This window comes from Pseudoalteromonas sp. ABV4_021 (assembly GCF_056159365.1).
The window spans coordinates 2,638,645-2,657,815 of the sequence record NZ_JBSWVB010000001.1 but is presented as its reverse complement, the minus strand read 5'-3'; the positions used below and the strand labels follow the sequence as shown (position 1 = coordinate 2,657,815).

The 19,171-nt window shown below is 39.1% G+C and carries 21 protein-coding genes and 1 tRNA gene; 11 read left to right on the top strand and 11 right to left on the bottom strand.

What is annotated here, in order from left to right; all coding sequences use genetic code 11:
- Positions 1–57 precede the first annotated feature (57 nt).
- Complete coding sequence (speD, locus tag ACXAFE_RS12330) at positions 58–870, top strand: adenosylmethionine decarboxylase (RefSeq protein WP_100914192.1); 813 nt, start codon at positions 58–60, stop codon at positions 868–870.
- 42 nt (positions 871–912) lie between these two features.
- On the opposite strand, the gene ACXAFE_RS12325 is transcribed toward speD, so the two are convergent.
- Positions 913–1,071, bottom strand: a complete 159-nt coding sequence (locus ACXAFE_RS12325; RefSeq protein ID WP_161805689.1) for a hypothetical protein — start codon at positions 1,069–1,071, stop codon at positions 913–915.
- Positions 1,072–1,518: 447 nt separating this feature from the next.
- Between ACXAFE_RS12325 and ACXAFE_RS12320 the strand changes: the two genes are divergently transcribed.
- From ACXAFE_RS12320 to ACXAFE_RS12310, 3 genes are all read left to right on the top strand, one after another.
- A complete protein-coding gene (locus ACXAFE_RS12320; RefSeq protein ID WP_475153033.1) occupies positions 1,519–1,932 on the top strand; it encodes a hypothetical protein in 414 nt (137 codons plus the stop codon).
- 72 nt (positions 1,933–2,004) lie between these two features.
- Positions 2,005–2,349: a hypothetical protein gene (locus tag ACXAFE_RS12315; RefSeq protein WP_475153030.1), complete on the top strand. Its 345-nt coding sequence runs from the start codon at positions 2,005–2,007 to the stop codon at positions 2,347–2,349.
- Between the two features lie 8 nt (positions 2,350–2,357).
- Entirely contained in the window at positions 2,358–2,690 is a 333-nt protein-coding gene (locus ACXAFE_RS12310; protein ID WP_475153026.1) for a hypothetical protein, read from the top strand.
- Between the two features lie 105 nt (positions 2,691–2,795).
- On the opposite strand, the gene ACXAFE_RS12305 is transcribed toward ACXAFE_RS12310, so the two are convergent.
- The 6 genes from ACXAFE_RS12305 to cutA all read right to left on the bottom strand — a co-directional run bounded on the left by ACXAFE_RS12305 (position 2,796) and on the right by cutA (position 7,672).
- Positions 2,796–2,872, bottom strand: a tRNA-Ile gene (locus ACXAFE_RS12305).
- A 193-nt stretch (positions 2,873–3,065) separates the two neighbouring features.
- A complete protein-coding gene (gene accC, locus ACXAFE_RS12300) occupies positions 3,066–4,406 on the bottom strand; it encodes an acetyl-CoA carboxylase biotin carboxylase subunit (RefSeq protein WP_475153025.1) in 1,341 nt (446 codons plus the stop codon).
- 21 nt (positions 4,407–4,427) lie between these two features.
- A complete protein-coding gene (gene accB / locus ACXAFE_RS12295) occupies positions 4,428–4,886 on the bottom strand; it encodes an acetyl-CoA carboxylase biotin carboxyl carrier protein (RefSeq protein ID WP_475153022.1) in 459 nt (152 codons plus the stop codon).
- A 40-nt stretch (positions 4,887–4,926) separates the two neighbouring features.
- Complete coding sequence (aroQ, locus tag ACXAFE_RS12290; protein WP_475153019.1) at positions 4,927–5,367, bottom strand: type II 3-dehydroquinate dehydratase; 441 nt, start codon at positions 5,365–5,367, stop codon at positions 4,927–4,929.
- A 182-nt stretch (positions 5,368–5,549) separates the two neighbouring features.
- A complete protein-coding gene (locus ACXAFE_RS12285; protein ID WP_475153016.1) occupies positions 5,550–7,355 on the bottom strand; it encodes a protein-disulfide reductase DsbD in 1,806 nt (601 codons plus the stop codon).
- Positions 7,355–7,672: a divalent-cation tolerance protein CutA gene (cutA, locus tag ACXAFE_RS12280; protein WP_475153013.1), complete on the bottom strand. Its 318-nt coding sequence runs from the start codon at positions 7,670–7,672 to the stop codon at positions 7,355–7,357. Before cutA ends, ACXAFE_RS12285 begins: the two co-directional genes overlap by 1 nt.
- A 180-nt stretch (positions 7,673–7,852) precedes the next feature.
- On the opposite strand from cutA, the gene ACXAFE_RS12275 reads away from it, so the two are divergent.
- From ACXAFE_RS12275 to ACXAFE_RS12260, 4 genes are all read left to right on the top strand, one after another.
- Complete coding sequence (locus tag ACXAFE_RS12275) at positions 7,853–8,356, top strand: FxsA family protein (protein WP_475153010.1); 504 nt, start codon at positions 7,853–7,855, stop codon at positions 8,354–8,356.
- Between the two features lie 122 nt (positions 8,357–8,478).
- Entirely contained in the window at positions 8,479–8,766 is a 288-nt protein-coding gene (locus ACXAFE_RS12270; protein ID WP_010562115.1) for a co-chaperone GroES, read from the top strand.
- A 50-nt stretch (positions 8,767–8,816) separates the two neighbouring features.
- A complete protein-coding gene (gene groL, locus ACXAFE_RS12265; RefSeq protein WP_475153006.1) occupies positions 8,817–10,463 on the top strand; it encodes a chaperonin GroEL in 1,647 nt (548 codons plus the stop codon).
- A 409-nt stretch (positions 10,464–10,872) separates the two neighbouring features.
- Positions 10,873–13,248 carry a PAS domain-containing sensor histidine kinase gene (locus ACXAFE_RS12260; protein ID WP_475153004.1) on the top strand — a complete coding sequence of 792 codons (2,376 nt, stop codon included), beginning with the start codon at positions 10,873–10,875 and terminating at the stop codon, positions 13,246–13,248.
- Between the two features lie 9 nt (positions 13,249–13,257).
- On the opposite strand, the gene ACXAFE_RS12255 is transcribed toward ACXAFE_RS12260, so the two are convergent.
- The gene (locus ACXAFE_RS12255) at positions 13,258–15,672 is read right to left on the bottom strand and encodes an EAL domain-containing protein (protein WP_475153001.1); all 2,415 of its coding nucleotides are present in this window, start codon (positions 15,670–15,672) and stop codon (positions 13,258–13,260) included.
- 295 nt (positions 15,673–15,967) lie between these two features.
- Here ACXAFE_RS12255 and ACXAFE_RS12250 point away from each other — a divergent pair, with 295 nt between their 5' ends.
- On the top strand, positions 15,968–16,462 hold the full coding sequence (locus ACXAFE_RS12250) for a DUF3016 domain-containing protein (protein ID WP_475152998.1): 495 nt from the start codon (positions 15,968–15,970) through the stop codon (positions 16,460–16,462).
- A gap of 30 nt (positions 16,463–16,492) precedes the next feature.
- Here ACXAFE_RS12250 and ACXAFE_RS12245 read toward each other — a convergent pair whose 3' ends face one another.
- Both ACXAFE_RS12245 and ACXAFE_RS12240 read right to left on the bottom strand, forming a co-directional pair.
- A complete protein-coding gene (locus tag ACXAFE_RS12245) occupies positions 16,493–16,807 on the bottom strand; it encodes a hypothetical protein (RefSeq protein ID WP_475152994.1) in 315 nt (104 codons plus the stop codon).
- 41 nt (positions 16,808–16,848) lie between these two features.
- Positions 16,849–17,142, bottom strand: coding sequence for a prephenate dehydrogenase (locus ACXAFE_RS12240; protein WP_475152991.1), 294 nt, complete (start codon positions 17,140–17,142; stop codon positions 16,849–16,851).
- Between the two features lie 69 nt (positions 17,143–17,211).
- Between ACXAFE_RS12240 and ACXAFE_RS12235 the strand changes: the two genes are divergently transcribed.
- Entirely contained in the window at positions 17,212–17,418 is a 207-nt protein-coding gene (locus ACXAFE_RS12235) for a hypothetical protein (RefSeq protein WP_475152989.1), read from the top strand.
- A gap of 101 nt (positions 17,419–17,519) precedes the next feature.
- Here ACXAFE_RS12235 and epmB read toward each other — a convergent pair whose 3' ends face one another.
- Positions 17,520–18,539 carry an EF-P beta-lysylation protein EpmB gene (gene epmB, locus ACXAFE_RS12230; RefSeq protein ID WP_475152985.1) on the bottom strand — a complete coding sequence of 340 codons (1,020 nt, stop codon included), beginning with the start codon at positions 18,537–18,539 and terminating at the stop codon, positions 17,520–17,522.
- Between the two features lie 42 nt (positions 18,540–18,581).
- Between epmB and efp the strand changes: the two genes are divergently transcribed.
- Positions 18,582–19,151 (top strand): elongation factor P, encoded by a 570-nt coding sequence (gene efp / locus ACXAFE_RS12225; protein WP_010562106.1) that lies wholly within the window; start codon positions 18,582–18,584, stop codon positions 19,149–19,151.
- The last annotated feature ends 20 nt before the right edge of the window (positions 19,152–19,171 follow it).

Below are 19,171 nucleotides of genomic sequence, written 5' to 3'. Positions count from 1 at the left end.
TCCGCCCTCTTCAAAAGCGAAATCGCGATTATTTTATACAATTGAGGGTGGTTTATAGTGCCAAAGCCATTTAAAAAGCTAAAGTTACACGGTTTTAATAACTTAACAAAAAGCCTTAGTTTTAGTATTTATGACGTGTGTTATGCAAAGACACCACAACAACGTAAAGAATACATTGAATACATTGATGAACAGTATAGTGCTGAACGCCTAACCGATATTTTAGGTGAAGTAGTTGATATCATCGGTGCAAATATTCTAAACGTTGCTCGCCAGGACTACGACCCTCAAGGTGCTAGTGTAACTATTCTTATCTCTGAAGAGCCGGTAGCCGATGCGACCGCTCAGCAAGAAGAACCTGGTCCATTACCAGACTCAGTTGTTGCACACTTAGATAAAAGCCATATTTGTGTACACACATACCCTGAGGAGCATCCTCATGACGGTATTTGTACTTTCCGAGCGGATATTGAAGTATCAACTTGTGGTGTTATCTCACCACTTAAGGCGTTGAACTTTTTAATTCACTCATTAGAATCCGATGTTGTAACAATCGATTACCGTGTGCGCGGCTTTACGCGTGACGTAGACGGCAAAAAGCATTATATCGATCATGATATTCATTCAATTCAGAACTTTATGACTGAAGACACGCAAGACGCGTATCAAATGATTGACGTGAACGTATACCAAGAAAACTTGTTCCATACCAAAATGATGCTTAAAGAAACCGACTTAAATGCGTACTTATTCGGTATTACAACAGATGATTTATCTGAAGATGAGCAGCAGGAAATTCGTCACAAGCTTTCACGCGAAATGCATGAAATATTTTATGGTAGAAATTACCCAGCAGATTCTGCATTTTAAAAAAGGCGCTTTAAGCGCCTTTTTTATTCCAATAATCCAGTATTACTCTGGTGGCTTAGTTGGTCTTTGAGGTTTATCTTTTGGATTTGACCCCATAATTTCAGCACCACCAACATCTGAAAGTATTGCACCTGTATCCGTGTCCATAGCTATGCCACTCGCTTGTAACTGCAGTGTGAAATATAGAATTAAGCTTATCATTCCGCATCCTTATTATAAATTCTGTTCTAAATGTTTGCTGCTACCCAAAAAGAGTACTTAGTTGTTATCTAAGTAAATTTATAGTTGCTCATTTTTTGTTCTGCGTCTACATCTTAATCAGCTGAAATATAAACAAATGTAAACGGGTTGCTATTTTTATTGCCGGGTTGAGGTGGTTGATAGCCGTAGTTAAATATTTCTACTAAGCAGATAAAAATGATTTGAAAACACAAATAGCTAGACGATGTGTGTTTGGTGCGAATATTCGAGAGTTAGTATAGGAAAAAGTGCTAAAAAGTTACAGCAGATAAACTTAACATGATGATACCCTAACTCATGTGAACTATTTTAATTGACAATGAAAAAATTATGGCTAACCTAGTTTTTCTGGTAGATTTTTAACCAATAAAATTATATTTCAATAAACATTTTTAAAAGGATATAAAAATGCGAATAATAATACTATTTATTGCTTTTCTATCTGTTTCATCATTTGCTTCTGATGAAACCGATTATCAAAATCTAGGTTATCACTACGAAATCTGTAATTCGTGTACATCTGAAACTCAATTTGAAAGTGTAGCAATGAAAGAAACGCCTATGGGTAAAGTTGTTGTGGCAAATTTAAATTCGGGAGCCATTTATGCTTATAAAGTGAAAACAGATAGAGAGCCGGGGTTTGAGATGCATTGGGCACTTCCTACCAATGTTCCTACAGAGGCTAGTGATGCTACTCAAAAGATCACGTCTTGGTTTAATCAGATGGAACAGCAATCAGGAAAACCAATAGATAGAAACAACCCTATTCTCCCTATTTTAATCCCTAGCTCCATTAATGGTGCTGATACAAGTAATGCATGAACTGTTATTACAAATATATCTTCATCAGATGCAGTATCAAATTATGCTAGACAAAAATCTATTCAGACATTAATGGATTTATTATCAACGGGCTTTAAATTGATTGTATTAAAGTTGAACATTACTGTTACAACGCAGTTTAGTGATGGTTCCACTGCTGAGTGGGTGCTTGTTAACCCGTTAGAAAGCAAACAGCCATATAGATATATCAATGGCACAGCCAAAGATAAGAATAATCAGCCTATTAGCAACAATGCTACTGGTGCAGCTGATTGGGGAGGACATGAGAACTGGTCAAACTATGGTTCCGGTAGTGGCGGTGGAACCATTCGAACGACATGTAAATCTTATACAATAAATTATTCATTTGGTAGGACTGGCACAGGTTCTGTCTGTTGGTATACATATACACCATAGGATAACTTATGAAGCAGTTATTTAAATATATTTTATCATTTGTTTTAGGAGCAATAGCAGCAAGCTTTGTTTCTTATAACATGTTGTATGGCTCGTTGCTCTATAGTCAGCTCCACAGCAGTATATTGTTTTATGAGAGATTGGATCAAAATAATAAAGAAGAGTTAAAAAATAACTTAGTCAACGTTTTGATTCCAATAGAATTATGTCGAGCTAATAATTTAATAAATAGCCCCTTATTTATTAAACAAGAATACTTAAACAGAGAAATTGAGAAAGCGTTTAATATTCTGGGGAGCTCGGATACTAGTAGAGATAGTTATTGTTCTTCTAGAATATAACAAAGCTGTAAATGTACTGGAGTAAAGAGGGCTTAGGTAAAAAAGGTTAAATGATAGAATAGTTTTAATATTCTAATGTGAAGTAATAGATGGGATTATTTAAAATGGTGGCCCCACCTGGACTCGAACCAGGGACCTAACGATTATGAGTCGTGTGCTCTAACCAACTGAGCTATAGGGCCATTTAAGATGCGTTAGTTATAGTTACGTAATAACTAAGCGGTGAGAAGTATAAGAACTTTTAATTGCCTTGTCACTAGCCAATAGGGTAAAAAATGTATTTTATGAATCAATTGATTATTAAATGTTCGCAACTGTACAAGTCAAAATTAGAGAAATAAAAAAGCCAGCAATTGCTGGCTTTTTTCTAAGGATTTACAACCCTAATTTCTTCTCTAAATAGTGGATGTTTGTGCCACCATTATGGAAGTTTTCATCAGCAAGAATTTTCTTGTGAAGTGGGGTGTTGGTTTTTATACCATCAATTACAAGCTCGTTCAGTGCATTTTTAGCACGTGAAATCGCTACGTCACGGTTTTCACCGTAAGTAATAAGCTTACCAATCATTGAATCGTAATGCGGTGGTACTGAGTAGTCAGCGTAAATGTGGCTGTCCCAGCGAATACCTAAGCCGCCAGCAGGATGGAATCGTGTGATTTTACCTGGTGACGGAATAAAAGTTTCAGGGTCTTCCGCATTGATACGACATTCAATCGCATGGCCGCGAATAACAATATCATCCTGAGTAATTGATAATGGTTGGCCAGCTGCAATTTTTAGCTGTTCTTTAATCAGATCGATGCCAGTAACCATTTCAGTTACTGGGTGCTCTACCTGAATACGTGTATTCATTTCAATAAAGTAGAACTCACCATTTTCGTATAAGAACTCAAACGTACCTGCGCCGCGATAGCCAATTTCAATACATGCACGTGTACAACGTTCACCAATGTTTTTACGCATTTCAGCCGTAATACCTGGTGCTGGCGCTTCTTCTACCACTTTTTGGTGGCGACGTTGCATTGAGCAATCACGCTCACCTAAGTGAACCGCATTGCCTTGACCGTCAGCAAGAACTTGAATTTCAATGTGACGTGGGTTTTCAAGGAATTTCTCCATGTAAACAACGCCATTATTGAAGAATTGCTTCGCTTCTGTTTGCGTTAATGCAATTGAATCAATTAGCTCTTCTTCGCTACGCACTACACGCATACCACGACCACCGCCGCCGCCAGCAGCTTTGATGATTACAGGGTAACCAATGCGTTTTGCGATTTGTTTGTTGCGCTCGCCGTCGTCTGTAAGTGGGCCATCAGAACCTGGAACACAAGGAACGCCGGCTTTACGCATAGCGTCGATTGCTGAAACCTTGTCACCCATCATGCGAATAGTGTCGCCTTTAGGGCCAATGAAAATAAAACCACTTTGCTCTACTTGATCAGCAAAGTCTGCATTTTCTGATAGGAAACCGTAACCTGGGTGAATTGCTACTGCATCAGTTACTTCTGCTGCCGCAATGATACGTGTTGTATCTAAATAGCTTTCAGATGCAGGTGGTTTACCAATACAAATGGTTTCATCTGCAAGTAAAACGTGTTTTAGGTCTTTATCTGCAGTTGAGTGCACAGCAACAGTTTTTATACCGAGCTCTTTACATGCACGCAGCACACGCAGGGCGATTTCGCCGCGGTTTGCAATTACAACTTTATCTAACATAAGGGTTGCCTTCTGCGTGTATTATTCGATTACAAATAGAGGTTGGTCGAACTCAACAGCATCTTCGTTATCAACTAAGATTGCTTTAACAACACCCGCTTTATCAGATTCAATTTGGTTCATCATCTTCATTGCTTCTACGATACATAGTGTATCGCCAACACTTACTGTGTCGCCAACTTCAACGTATGATGCCGCTTCAGGTGAAGATGCACGGTAGAATGTACCTACCATTGGAGATTTAACTTGGTGACCTGAAACAGCTGCAGGTGCTGCTGATTCTTCAGCTGCAACAGGCGCCGCTGCCGGAGCTGCTACTGGCGCAGCAGCAGGAGCCGCAGCGTAATGAACTGGAGCAGCCATTGGTGCAGAGCTATGACGATTAATACGTACCGACTCTTCACCTTCCGTGATTTCTAATTCAGCAATACCTGATTCTTCAACAAGTTCAATAAGCTTTTTGATTTTGCGAATATCCATTCTAACGACCCGCCTTATAATATTTTATTTAAATGTGTGTTTAGCGATCGGCCAAGATAGCGTCTAATGCCATTTTGTAACCGTTCGCACCAAATCCGCAAAGAACGCCTTTTGCAACATCACTAAAGTAGGAGTGATGGCGAAACGCTTCTCTTTGATAAATATTTGTCAGATGTACCTCAATAAAAGGAATCGCTACACTGAGTAATGCGTCGCGCAGTGCTACGCTGGTATGCGTAAATGCAGCAGGGTTAATAATAATAAAATCAACCTGTTCAAATGCTGAATGAATCGTAGAGATTAATTCGGCTTCGCTATTACTTTGAAAGTGCGTCAGTGCCACGTTGTTTGAATCTGCGTACTGAGTTAAGTGTTGCATTATTTCAGCTAATGTTTGCGCACCATATATTTCAGGTTCGCGTTTGCCCAACATGTTTAAATTTGGGCCATTTAATACTAAAACTCGTAAACGTGCAGTCATCTTTCGTGAACTTCCTATTAAATCATTGAGGTTTGCTATTTTTCATAAAATCCACGTTTAACTTAAGGTTAGTTGTGGTAAATAGCAAGTTTTTCTCACGATGGCGTATTATTATAGAGAGTTCGCAGAATATAGCAGCAAAATACTGGTCTAATCAGCGGGTACTGATTAGACCGAGGTAATTAAAATTTATTAGAAAGGGCGCTTAAGTGGGCTGAAAATTCATCAGCACTTTGAAAACCAGTAACACGATGGTCAGGTAACTCTTCACCTTGACGGTCAAAGAATAAAATTGTTGGCAAGCCGAATACATCAAAGCGTTCCATAAAAGCGATAGTGGTATCATTTGATTCTGTTAAATCAGCTTGAATTAATACATAGTCTTTAAACGCTGCTTGCACGTCAGCATCTGGGAAGGTGTACTTTTCGAACTCTTTACAGGCAACACACCAGTCAGCGTATAAATCAAACATCACAAGCTTTCCTTGTGCTGCTGCTTTACTCACTTCTGCATCTAGCTCTTCTAAATTAGTAACGTGAATAAACTGGCCGTGTACATCAGCAGATGTATTTGCTGTTATTTTCACAGAGTCAGATGGCCAAATTTGTTGGCTAATTGACGTAAGTGCGCTAAAAACCATTACAAACGAAACTAACCAGAGCGCAGTTTTGCCTTTGTTATTTGTGGTAAGGGTATGCCAATAATAAAGGTAAACCCCAGTTACCAATAATAAGCCTGAACCAATCATTACAATAATATGCCAAGGTACGATGCGCTCTAATAAAATCAGCGGCACCATTAACATAATAAAGCCGAATAAGGTTTTTACTTGCTCCATCCAAGCGCCCGCTTTTGGTAATAACTTACCGCCAGAGGTGCCTAATAATAGTAATGGAATCCCCATACCAAGGCTAAGCACATAAAGTGTAATACCACCCACAAAGTAATCACCGCTTTGTGCAACATACAATAATGCAGCAGACAGTGGCGCTGTAGTGCATGGCGAGGCGATTAAACCAGACAATACACCCATCATAAATACACCAAGGTAGTTGCCCGATTTTTGATTATTCGATAATTGCGTTAAGCGCGTCATCCAACTTTCTGGCAATTTGAATTCATATAAGCCAAACATCGAAAGTGCTAACAACACAAATAAAATGCTAAAGCTAATCAGTACTGCAGGGTGCTGAATATATCCTTGTACTTGCCCGCCAAGTGATGCCACCACTAAACCAAGTAGCGCATAGGTAATCGCCATACCTTGCACATAGACAAAAGATAAAGTGAACGCGCGTTTAGTTGATAACCCTTGTTGGCCTGCAATTAAACTCGACAGAATCGGGAACATTGGGAATACACAGGGTGTAAAGGCCAGTGTTAAACCCAGTACAAAAAAGATGGCTAAATTAGTAACTAAGCTTTGCTGATTTAATTTATCAGTAAGTGATAACTCACCGTTAGATTTATCTGAGATCGTTACTGGTGCTTCTGAAATACTACCGTTTGTAGTTTTGTCAGCTGATGAACTTTGAAATGCCGTTAGTGGAATTTCCACAATCACAGGTTGATAACATAACCCCGCTTCTGCACAGCCTTGGTAGCGCACTTTTACGTAAGCACCCTCTACTACATTATCGAGTTTAGAAACCGTAGTAAGCTCGTTGAAATACACTTGCGTTTTACCAAAGTACTCATCCTCGTGGTCAGTACCTTTAGGTAATTTTGGTAAGGTTAAATCAGCGCCTTTAGCGACAAATTCGAGTTTTTCTTTATAAAGGTAGTAACCATCAGCAATATCCCAGCCTATAAATAAGGTTGAGCCTTGCTGATCAAAGTCAATTTTGAATGCTTCATCGACTTTTAAAAACTGAGGTTGATTGGTTTTTATAAGATCATTAAAGGTGGTATTGGCGTTTGCCGGTTGACCTAAAAAGGCAAAAAGGGTGTTTAGTAACAACACACAGCCAAAAGTTATAAAGCGCATTACGCGAGTACCTCATCTATCCAGCTAAAATATTCGTCATTGCCATCGGTGATATTAATCACTTGAATTTCTGGCACATCATACGGGTGGATCTGTTTTAATGTGTCGATTAATACGTGAGTTTTAGCCGCTTGGGTTTTTATAAACAGCTTAATTTCCGCATCTTGCGCTATTTTACCTTGCCACATATAAAAGGATTCAATTTGTGGTAAGACATTCACACAGGCAGCAAGTTTCTTTTCTAATAGTGTTTTTGCAATGGCATGTGCGTCATTCTTTTTTGCGCACGTTGTTAGCACTAATTGATAATTAGCCATACTGAACCTTCAGAAAATGTGTAAGTCTCACATTTTATACATTAAATATCGTTAATGATCATTAAAACAGGGTGATTAGATAACAGCGAAAAGATTGATTCTGTAAGCTGAATTTTCTCTAAGCTTGAATTAAGACCTGAAAACCCCAATATTCATTTCATCTATTTTTAAGGAAGCGCTATGTTTAAAGCCTTATTTTTTCTTTTTATTGTTATCCCGATTGTTGAAATAGCCCTACTTATTCAGGTAAGCGAAGTGATTGGCGGCTGGAGTACCATTGCGCTTGTTATTGTAACTGCTTTTGTTGGTGCTAAATTAGTAAAGCAACAGGGCACAGATGCACTGAAAAATGTGCAAGTTCAAATGGCGCAAGGGCAAATGCCAGCAGAAGAGTTATTTGCGGGCTTATGCGTGATTATTGCCGGTGTGTTGCTATTAACACCTGGCATTATGACCGACATCATCGGCTTTTTGTTACTAACCCCAGTTGTGCGCAAACGCCTTGCAGCTAATTTAATGTCGCAAGCTAAGGTGAAAATGACCAATCCACAGCAAGGTGGTGGTTTTTATTACTCACCATACACTCATACTCAAACACCAAAGCACGACCAATTTAACGAGACTAATATTCAATCAAATAAACCGTCTAATACATTAGAGGGTGAGTTTGAACGAAAAGACTAAAAAATTTGCAATTAACCCCTTGGGATCTATTTTTTAATCCCCATAAATTGCATAACTAACTTTTTTGGGCCACAACGGCCTTATTTCTGAGATAGAAAATTAAATCAGGAGAAAAACCCATAATGAACATTCGTCCATTACATGATCGCGTTATCGTAAAGCGTCTTGAAGAAGAAACTAAATCAGCAGGCGGTATCGTACTTACAGGTTCGGCTGCCGAAAAATCTTCACGTGGTGAAGTTGTTGCAGCGGGCAATGGCCGCGTGTTAGAGAACGGCGAAGTGCGTGCACTAGAAGTTAAGGCTGGTGACACAGTGCTTTTCGGCTCTTACGTAGAAAAAACTGAAAAAATCGACGGTCAAGAATACTTGATCATGCGTGAAGACAATATCCTAGGTATTGTTGGTTAATTTTTCGTTTCTAAATTATCGGTTTTAACAGAATTTTAAGGAATTAAATCATGACAGCAAAAGACGTACGTTTTGCAGGTGATGCTCGCGCTAAAATGCTTGCGGGTGTAAATGTATTAGCAGATGCAGTTAAAGTTACGCTTGGTCCAAAAGGCCGTAACGTTGTTTTAGATAAGTCATTCGGCTCTCCAGTAATTACTAAAGATGGTGTATCAGTTGCAAAAGAAATCGAACTTGAAGACAAGTTCGAAAACATGGGTGCACAAATGGTTAAAGAAGTTGCATCTAAAGCAAATGATGCTGCGGGTGACGGTACGACGACAGCAACAGTACTTGCACAATCAATCGTAAATGAAGGTCTTAAGTCAGTGGCTGCGGGCATGAACCCAATGGATCTTAAGCGCGGTATTGATAAAGCAGTAGTTGCAGCGGTAGAAGAGCTTAAAGCACTATCTGTTCCGTGTGCAGACACAAAAGCAATTGCACAAGTTGGTACGATTTCAGCTAACTCAGATACTGAAATTGGTGACATCATTGCAAATGCAATGGAGCGCGTTGGTCGTGAGTCAGGTGTTATCACTGTTGAAGATGGTCAAGCACTTGAAAACGAACTAGACGTAGTTGAAGGTATGCAGTTTGACCGCGGTTACTTATCGCCTTACTTCATCAACAATGCTGAGAAAGGTGTAGTTGAACTAGATAGCCCATTTATTCTACTTGTAGACAAAAAAGTATCTAATATTCGCGAGCTTCTACCAACACTTGAAGCTGTAGCAAAAGCAAGCAAGCCGCTACTTATTATTGCTGAAGACCTAGAAGGCGAAGCACTAGCAACACTCGTTGTTAACAACATGCGCGGTATCGTGAAAGTTGCAGCGGTTAAAGCACCTGGTTTTGGCGACCGTCGTAAAGCAATGTTACAAGACATCGCAATTCTAACTGGCGGTACAGTAATCTCTGAAGAAGTGGGTCTTGATCTAGAAAAAGCACAGCTTGAAGATTTAGGTTCAGCGAAGCGTGTAGTTATCACTAAAGATGATACAACTATTATCGATGGTGTTGGCGAGCAAGGTGCAATCGACGCACGTGTTAACCAAATCAAAGCACAAATCGAAGAAGCAACGTCTGACTACGACAAAGAAAAGCTTCAAGAGCGTCAAGCTAAACTAGCTGGTGGTGTTGCAGTAATCAAAGTAGGTGCTGCTACTGAAGTTGAAATGAAAGAGAAGAAAGACCGCGTAGAAGATGCATTACATGCAACTCGCGCAGCGGTTGAAGAAGGTGTTGTACCAGGTGGTGGTGTTGCACTAGTACGTGTTGCTAGCAAAATCGAAAACCTAACAGGTGATAACGAAGATCAAAACCATGGTATTAAAGTTGCACTTCGTGCAATGGAAGCACCACTTCGTCAAATCGTTTCTAACGCAGGTGATGAAGCATCTGTAGTTGTTAACGCAGTAAAAGCAGGTGAAGGTAACTACGGTTATAACGCTGCAACTGGTGAATACAACGATATGATTGAAATGGGTATTCTTGACCCAACAAAAGTAACGCGTTCAGCATTACAATTTGCTGCATCAATTGCAGGTCTTATGATCACTACTGAAGCAATGGTTGCAGAAATTCCGCAAGATGCACCAGCTGCACCAGATATGGGCGGCATGGGCGGCATGGGCGGTATGGGTGGAATGATGTAGTCATCGCTCAAGTTACCAACTTGTCAAAAAAAGCCAGCGCAATGCGCTGGCTTTTTTATTGCGCTAAAAAATTGATTTAATTTATAAAGTTACCAATACTTATTAGTCGAACTTTCTAGGGTCTGTTGACCTTTTAAGTTCGTTTTTGCAGCAGTTTGATTGGGGTTTATACAAGGCAGAGGCTACGTGGCATAGTTATTCTATGTGAGTCAGCCGATAACACAGTAGAAAACCCAATCAAGCGTTGCCGAACGGTTCTTTTGAGCGCACTTTTCTCATTGTTGCTCGATATTCGCTTAGGTTGCTAGGCCACACATCAAGCGCCGCGATAAAAGCACGCTCAAAAAGAACAAAAATAGAACAGCAAAGATCAACAGACCCTAGTAAACGGAACTTTAGGATAAGCGCAATGACCAAGTCTGCTAAAATTAATCTCATTCTGTTGCTTTCAATACTGTGTAATATTCTTGTACTGAGCACTACTTTTTATGATGCACATAAGTTAAAGCAAGAGCAGGCACGGTTATCGCAAATAGTTACAGACAATACAGAACTACTCATCAAACTACATGAATTAGAGCGCACGGTTGGCTATTCTGGCTTTATCCATCATTTTAAAAATTATGTTATTCGCAGAGATCATCAATACTTTCACGATGCAAAAGAAAGCTATGTAAAAGCACAGCGATTGATGCAAGAAATACGTGAAATGTCATCTGAATCGGACGTTGTACAAAACTTAGCTTTGCTTGAAGCCACATTAAACGAATATAACTTTAATCTCGAAAAGCATTTTTCATCGCCCGAGCAACTAACTGTTGATGAATTAGATAGCCTTGTGAAAGTGGATGATACATTAGCCGCGAATGCAGTTAATAATATTGTTGAAAAGGTCTTACCAAAAATACGTCAGTCAAATAATACTTTTTTAAATCGTATTGAAACTCAGCTTTTTTATAGCTATTTAACCTCTGCCATGATTTGTTTAGTGATTATTATGTTCACTGGATTAGTGATTTGGCATATCAATAAGCTAAACCAATCGGTTGGTAAATTTGGTAAACTGTTTGATGCATCACCAGACGGTATTATTCACGCTGATAATCGTGGCAAGGTGCTTGCGGCCAATAATGCTGCACAATCGCTATTTGGATACTCTCAAAGTGAGTTTTCCGATAAGTTCATCGAAGATCTTATGGCGCGTGAGTTAAAAGAGAAGCACCAAGGATATCGCAAAGAGTTTACGAAAGAGACTCAGTCAAAGAATATGCTGGACCGACGTAGTGTTTACGGTATTGATAAAGATAATCAACGAATTCCTTTACAAATAGCCATTGGCAGCTTCTTAGAAAACGATGAGTATCAAAGCGTCAGTATTCTGAGAGATATGCGAGAGATTGCTGGGTTAAATCAAGAGCTAAAGTTCCTGAGCTCTATCATCAATGGCTTGTCATCATATGTTGTGATTATTAATGAGCAAGGAGAGGTGATTACTGCCAATTATGAGTTGCAAAATGATGCGGATGAGCAAAGTATTGAACTCACCAATACTCAGGCATGGAAACGTGATCCAACTACTAAAAAACAACTGCAAAGCGCCATAGAAAAACTGAAAAGCACAGGTATAGAACAGCGTTTTGATAGTCAAATTTGGGTCGATGAGCAGTTTTTCACTGTTGATGTTGTGGTTGCTAATCTTGATACTCAGTCAGAAACGGCTTCCAATATTATTTGCTCTGCACATGATATTAGCGAGCGTAAGTATTTTGAACAGCAGTTGCTTGAGAATGAAGAGCGTTTCAAGCTGGTTGTAAACCATGTATCTGAGGGGATTATTTTACTCAATAAGCAAGGGCGTATTGAATGGTTGAATGCTAAAGCCATTGCGATGTTGTCGCCGTTTACACAGGGGTTAAGCCCATGTAATTTTATTGATGTATTTACGGAGAAAGATCAGCTAGAAATTGCCAGTATAATTAATGATCTAACCACGCAAAGCCCAACAAGCGAACCATTCCAGGCGCTACTTGCGTTAGATAATGAATCGTTACCCGTTGAAGTATGTATTACGCGTTATGCAGATAATATGGAAATCAACTATTTAGCGACAATATCTGATGTGTCTGAGTTACTGGCTGCGAATGACAGATTAAGCAAAATGCTTGAAGAGAAAAGTATTCTGCTCAATGAAATTCATCACCGCGTAAAAAACAACTTACAAGTGATAACCAGTTTATTGAAGCTACAACAGCAACACGTGCCAGAAAGTGTTGCAAACGAGTTATTGGCCTGTCAGCAGCGCATACGTTCAGTTGCGCTGGTACACCAATTACTTTATGAGCAAGAGAATAGCTCTAAAATTAACTTTGTAGAGTACACCGCTAAGTTGGCACAATTAATTCTTTTAGATGGTATTAACCACGCGCCTTACAAGGTAGAGCTTCAGCTACCTAACCAAGCGATTTACTTGCCAATTAGTATTATGGTGCCGATTGGCTTTGTTATAAATGAAGTACTAACGAATATTCAAAAGCATGCTTTTCCTGAAGGTGCAGAAAAAGGGTTGATCACAATTTTTGCCGAAGAAGTGGAAGAAAGATTGGATTTATCCATCAAAGATAACGGAGTGGGCTTTGATTTGGAGCAATTCAATAGCGCTAGTTCGCTTGGTCATACGCTTATAGGATTATTTACCAAACAGGCAAATGGTACAATAAAGGTAGAGAGTGAGCTTGGAAAACACTCTCACTTTGAGTTCCATTTTGACCTATCGTATGCGAAGTAAATTACTGGATTATTGTTCATCTACTGCAAAGTGTTGTTGAGATGCACTATGCGATTGACCACCTAGCAGTGACAAAAACAGTGATAATGGCATTGGCTTAGCATGATAAAACCCTTGCTGATGAATCGCAGGGTCTTGTGCGAAGTACTCGCTTTGTTTTGCCGATTCAATGCCTTCTACAACAACTTTATAGCCTAAAGACTTACTTAAATTCACCATGTGTTCGCATACTTTTCGTGCTTTGCTATCATCAGGGATCCCTTCAATAAAAACTCTATCAATTTTTAATATATCAAGATCAAACTGTTGTAGTAGTTCTAATGATGAGTAGCCTCGCCCGAAATCATCGAGTGCGATGGAAAAACCAATTTCTCGTAACCGTTCAATATTTTTAATTGCAGGTGTATCAGTCAATGCCGTTTCGGTGATTTCTAATGTTATGTTGTTAGGTGAAACGTGCTTACTGCTAATAATCTCTTCAAATTTTGCAGGTAGAGACGGATGAGAAAGTTGTTTAGCTGATAGATTTAAACCTAGCTTTATATCAGTAAAGCCTGCGTTACTTAAATGCTCAATCGCATCGCATACTTTTTTAAGCATGAGCTCACCAAGTGGAAAAATAAGCCAGCTTGATTCTGCGATTGGAATAAAGTCATTGGGCGAAATAAACCCCGTTGCTTTGTCACGCCAGCGGCAAAGCCCTTCAGCACTTGATATTTCGCCTTTATTATCAAATATGGGCTGTAACCAAAGTTCTAACAGCTCATTTTCAATGGCAAGCTTTAAGCCTTGCTCTAAAAACAATTGATACTGGGCTGAGCTTCCCATATCTTCTTGGTAAAAACGAAAATCATTTTTACCGCCATTTTTTGCCGCGTACATGGCGATGTCTGCTCGTTTCATAAGATCAGATGTATCACTAATAGTATCGTCCCACTGTGCAATACCAATTGAGCATGTAAGAGAAATAGAAACATCTTTGCATTTAAATGGTTCTGAAATTGCTTTATTTATTGAATTAGCAATTTTACTAACGTCGCAGTCTGTAAGCTGGCCATCTAGCATTAACACAAACTCATCACCTCCATGACGTATCATAATGTCAGAAGAGCGGAATATATGTTTAAGTCGCCATGCAAATTCGGCCAAGATAACGTCACCGTATGAATGTCCGTAGGTGTCGTTGATGAGTTTAAAAGAATCAAGGTCAATAAACATAAGCGTAAATTTACCTGAATCAAAGAACTCTTGCGGATTAGCAAATGCGCGATTCATATAAGTGCGATTATACATGCCGGTGAGTTCATCACGGTAGGCTTGGTATTGTAGTTTGCGTTCAGCCATTTTTAATTCTGAAATATCGGTAACTATCATTACCAATTCATCACTTTGGTCTCGATGAGATATTAATTTGCCATTAACCAGTGCGTAAAATAATTCGCCAGATTCAGTTTTAAAGGTTTCTTCTCGCCGTGAACAGAGCTCTTCCCAAGGCTGTTGGTTAATATCTTCAGCGCGCTCTCGTTTAACAATGGCGTGATAGTTTTTGTTAATCAATTGAGATAGCGGGTACCCAATTAATTTGCAAAAAGCTGGGTTTGCTTTGGTAATCTCACAGTCTTTATTGAGTACTAAAATGCCATCTGCAATATGGCTGAATACAGACTTTGATACTTTTAACTCACGAATATAGGTTTCAGTTTCGGTAACGTCTTTCATTGCGCCTATTGGCGTTTCACCACCTTGTAGCTTGATATCGCTGGTATAGACTTCGAACCAATATTGTTCATCGCTAAGAGGCGACTTAATTCGGATTTTTTGATTGGACTTTTGCCCTTCTTTTAACAGCGATTCAACTTTCCATTTGTCTTGCTCATGTACCATGCTAATAAATTCATTAAATGGTAGCGGGCTTAAATGACCGAAGTATTTTTGTAGCATTTCGGTACCTGTAAATACTAAATGTTCTGCTTCAGGGTTGTATTCCCATACATTAAGGTTGGCAGCTTCAATTGCGAGTTTAAGTCGCGCTTCCGATGAGGTTATTTCATCTTCATAACGAAAGCGATTAAGTGCTGTTTCAATAACGGCTCTTACTTCTCTAAGGTTGTAGGGTTTTACAATATAACCAATAGGATTTGCGGAATTTGCAGACTCGATAATGTCATCATTGGCATATGCAGTAACATAAATAATAGGAATATTTTTTATGGCATTGATTTTTTTGGCAGCATTAATACCACTGCCGCCCGATTCAAGATTGATATCCATTAAAACAAGGTTTGGGTTTTTCTCTGTGAACAGGGCGAGTGCCTCATCTTCACTATTGGCAATACCCACAACCTCGTAACCTAGTGACTCAAGCTCGATCTTAAGGCTTAATGCAACAATCTGTTCGTCTTCAACAATTAATAACGAACTCATAACTCTATCCTTTTAATTAACTTACACCTGTCGCTACTATGTCTAATTAAGCGAATTAATTATCGACATCTGTTTAAGTTTAGTTGGTTTAAATTGATTCTCCAACTTATGCCACTAAAACTGATATAAAACATACTTTTGTCGATTAAAGTTAGTGCTAATCTAGAGTTAATTTTTTACAATAATTATGAAAATATTATGTGTTAAGCGTATATTAAGTGTTTGGATAGATAATAAATATAAATTGACATAGCGAGTGACCCTTTACACTTGCCAGTTCTCTAGGAGCATACTAATGAAATTAGCTAAGGTACTATTATTAAGTGTTGTAACAATTTCACCGTTCTCAGTATTTGCAGGTGAGGCAAGTGTAACGTTTGGGAAGTTTAACGATTTCACTGACGTGCGAGCAGCAAACGAAACACGTGGTGGTTATCACAAACGAATTGAAAAGCAATTTACCAAGCATTTTCAAGAGTTAGCTGAGAAGTTACCTGAAGGCTACAAGTTGGGTGTGACAATCAACGATATTGATCTCGCTGGCGATGTGCGTTTTGGCGGTGGCAGAGAAATGCGTATTGTTAAACCAATTCATTTTCCAAAGCTTAAATTTAGTTATGCGTTAACTGATGTCAATGGCAAGCTGGTGGATAAAGGTGATGCTGAATTAAAAGACATGAGCTTTATGGATAAAATTCGTCGTGGTCGAGACGAAGAATTTATGCACGAAAAGCGTCTTATTACAGATTGGTTTGAAGACCAATTATTATCAAAAATCGACACCAACTAATCGTTCGTCGTTTAAGAAAAAATAGCGGCGCTATAATAGTGCCGCTATTTCTTTGTAGAGTTTACTTGCTTGGGACTCAGTTAAGTTTCCAGCTGCTTTAGATTGACCTACTGAGCTAGAGACTCTCACAACATCGCTGCTAACTTGTACTGGCTGCTGCCGATTAATCAATTCTGATTGTTGCTGCCTCTCTCTTGCAGCATCAGAAATTTTTACGACGTCTTGAGTAAATTCACCGTAAATTGAGCTAGCCGATACCTTCTCACTCAAGGATGAGCTTTGACTTGACTGTATATTACTTAAGGTAATTTCTGTACCTGCAGTAAGTGGCGTAGCAATCGACATAACAAAATATGTAGAGGATGTGTGCCTAAATTATAGTCAATTTATTTGAAGCTGGCTAATAATTGATGCAAATGCTGCATCTTAATTACGGTGCTTTTAAGCATCGCTTGGTCAATATCATCTTGCGTTGACAAGATCTCTACGTCACTTGCAACTTCTAGCACGTAAGGTTTAAAGCGCTTTGCTTCGATAGCAAAACCACTTTCGCTGTTAAACAAGGTTGAGAATTTACCTTTGCCTTGTTGTTGTAAGGAATCTAATTTGCTATCTGCATCAATAGCTTGGCGATATAGTACTTTTAGATTGTTGTTTAGTTCAGAAATAATCGAATTCATAGTATAAAATAACTAAAGATTAAATATAAATTGCCGATATAATAGCACAGTTAACTGAGGTGAGTGACCATGCAGATTTCAAGTCCAGTTCAAAATGTAACAGCAAGTGCAGATAGTTCAGAAGTAATTAGTGCCAAACTCGTCAAGAATCAGGTAATAGCTCAAGGGCAACAGGCGTTGGCTCTGATCGATTCAGCCGCAATGCCTGCGCAAACACAAAATAGAGCTAGTTCACCAACAGCAACACTCGGTAATAATATCGATGTCTACGTTTAATGGCTGCATTGTTGTTTGTTAAATTGGGCGGTTACCGTTTGTTGTTAAACGATTCTATCGCCTAGGGCTATCGTTTAACGCTACAACTAATTGAAAGCCACCTAAAAATCATAAAGTCCTAAATCTAATGGCGTTTTACTTTTTTCTCCGCCAACTTCACGTACTAGTTTGGGTACTAAAAAGCCGGGCAACTCAGTCAATAATTCACGATGTAGTGCGATTGCGTCGGCATCGGTAATTGCAAAGTGGTGGGCGCCTTGTACTTTGTCTAACACGTGCAAATAATACGGTAATACATCCGCTTCAAATAAACGTTCAGAAAGCAAAATTTGTGCAGCGACTGTGTCATTAATGCTTTTTAATAATACCGCTTGATTTAATAGGGTATAACCCGCGTGTTTTACGGCGATAAGCTGCTTTTTTAATACGTCGTCAATTTCATTCGCATGGTTAATATGCGTTACTAAAATCAATTTGAGTCGAGTGTTTGCGGGAATTGCTAAGAATGCTTCCGTAATACGTGCAGGGATCACCACCGGCAATCGTGAGTGAATGCGCATACGTGTTACATGGTTAATAGCCTCTAGCTTTTCAACAAACCACATTAATGCTTCATCATTAGCCATTAGTGGGTCGCCGCCACTTAAAATCACTTCATTTATTTCGGGATGCTTTGCTATGTAATCAAGAGCACTCAGTAAGCTTTGTTTATTTTGGTGATTATCTTGATAAGGGAAGTGTCTGCGAAAGCAATAACGGCAGTTTACAGCGCAACCACCACGAAAAATAAGTAACACTCTCGATTTATATTTGTGTAGCAGGCCTGGGGTTTGGTTGTTTTGTTCTTCTAGTGGGTCGCTTGTGTAACCTGGGTGCGTTTCAAACTCATTCGCAAGTGGTAAAACTTGTTTAAGTAATGGATCGTTTAGATTACCTTTTTCCATTCGTGATACAAATGGAAGTGGTACTCTCATAGCAAATAGCTTTCTCGCGGCAATGTCGTCTGATAAATTTTTTGAGTCAATTTCCAGTAACTTAAGCAGTATTTTGGGGTCGGAAATGGCATTTGCTAATTCTTTTTGCCAGTTAGTATGCAAATTTGCTTCAATTCTTTGTATCATTAGCCGATCAATTATGTAAAAAATTTTGCGATAGAGGAAACGATGGCGAATTATAGCACCAATGAGTTCAAGGGCGGCCTAAAATTTATGTTAGATGGCGAGCCGTGTTCAATTCTTGAAAACGAAGTTGTAAAACCGGGTAAAGGCCAAGCATTTAATCGTGTAAAGGTACGTAAACTTATCTCTGGTAAAGTGTTAGAAAAAACATTTAAATCAGGTGAAAGTGTTGAAGCTGCAGATGTTATGGATATCGAGCTAGATTATCTATACACAGATGGCGAGTTCTGGCATTTCATGAATAATGAAACGTTTGAGCAAGTTGCTGCTGACGAAAAAGCAGTTGGCGATAGCGTTAAATGGTTAGTTGAAAACAACACTTGTACCATTACTCTTTGGAACGGTAACCCAATCTCAATTACGCCACCAAACTTTGTTGAGCTAGAGATCACAGACACAGATCCTGGTCTGAAAGGTGATACTGCTGGTACAGGTGGTAAGCCTGCTACTTTAACAACAGGTGCGGTTGTACGTGTTCCTCTGTTTGTTCAAATCGGTGAAGTAATAAAAGTTGATACACGCTCGGGCGAATACGTTGGTCGTGCGCAAAAATAAATTCTGATTTTATTTCGAAG

Excerpts from the sequence above, each read along its gene's own strand:
- ACXAFE_RS12325 (WP_161805689.1), bottom strand. The coding sequence starts at position 1,071 with ATGATAAGCTTAATTCTATATTTCACACTGCAGTTACAAGCGAGTGGC.
- ACXAFE_RS12320 (WP_475153033.1), top strand. The coding sequence starts at position 1,519 with ATGCGAATAATAATACTATTTATTGCTTTTCTATCTGTTTCATCATTT.
- ACXAFE_RS12315 (WP_475153030.1), top strand. The coding sequence starts at position 2,005 with ATGGATTTATTATCAACGGGCTTTAAATTGATTGTATTAAAGTTGAAC.
- ACXAFE_RS12310 (WP_475153026.1), top strand. The coding sequence starts at position 2,358 with ATGAAGCAGTTATTTAAATATATTTTATCATTTGTTTTAGGAGCAATA.
- accC (WP_475153025.1), bottom strand. The coding sequence starts at position 4,406 with ATGTTAGATAAAGTTGTAATTGCAAACCGCGGCGAAATCGCCCTGCGT.
- accB (WP_475153022.1), bottom strand. The coding sequence starts at position 4,886 with ATGGATATTCGCAAAATCAAAAAGCTTATTGAACTTGTTGAAGAATCA.
- aroQ (WP_475153019.1), bottom strand. The coding sequence starts at position 5,367 with ATGACTGCACGTTTACGAGTTTTAGTATTAAATGGCCCAAATTTAAAC.
- ACXAFE_RS12285 (WP_475153016.1), bottom strand. The coding sequence starts at position 7,355 with ATGCGCTTTATAACTTTTGGCTGTGTGTTGTTACTAAACACCCTTTTT.
- cutA (WP_475153013.1), bottom strand. The coding sequence starts at position 7,672 with ATGGCTAATTATCAATTAGTGCTAACAACGTGCGCAAAAAAGAATGAC.
- ACXAFE_RS12275 (WP_475153010.1), top strand. The coding sequence starts at position 7,853 with ATGTTTAAAGCCTTATTTTTTCTTTTTATTGTTATCCCGATTGTTGAA.
- ACXAFE_RS12270 (WP_010562115.1), top strand. The coding sequence starts at position 8,479 with ATGAACATTCGTCCATTACATGATCGCGTTATCGTAAAGCGTCTTGAA.
- groL (WP_475153006.1), top strand. The coding sequence starts at position 8,817 with ATGACAGCAAAAGACGTACGTTTTGCAGGTGATGCTCGCGCTAAAATG.
- ACXAFE_RS12260 (WP_475153004.1), top strand. The coding sequence starts at position 10,873 with ATGACCAAGTCTGCTAAAATTAATCTCATTCTGTTGCTTTCAATACTG.
- ACXAFE_RS12255 (WP_475153001.1), bottom strand. The coding sequence starts at position 15,672 with ATGAGTTCGTTATTAATTGTTGAAGACGAACAGATTGTTGCATTAAGC.
- ACXAFE_RS12250 (WP_475152998.1), top strand. The coding sequence starts at position 15,968 with ATGAAATTAGCTAAGGTACTATTATTAAGTGTTGTAACAATTTCACCG.
- ACXAFE_RS12245 (WP_475152994.1), bottom strand. The coding sequence starts at position 16,807 with ATGTCGATTGCTACGCCACTTACTGCAGGTACAGAAATTACCTTAAGT.
- ACXAFE_RS12240 (WP_475152991.1), bottom strand. The coding sequence starts at position 17,142 with ATGAATTCGATTATTTCTGAACTAAACAACAATCTAAAAGTACTATAT.
- ACXAFE_RS12235 (WP_475152989.1), top strand. The coding sequence starts at position 17,212 with ATGCAGATTTCAAGTCCAGTTCAAAATGTAACAGCAAGTGCAGATAGT.
- epmB (WP_475152985.1), bottom strand. The coding sequence starts at position 18,539 with ATGATACAAAGAATTGAAGCAAATTTGCATACTAACTGGCAAAAAGAA.
- efp (WP_010562106.1), top strand. The coding sequence starts at position 18,582 with ATGGCGAATTATAGCACCAATGAGTTCAAGGGCGGCCTAAAATTTATG.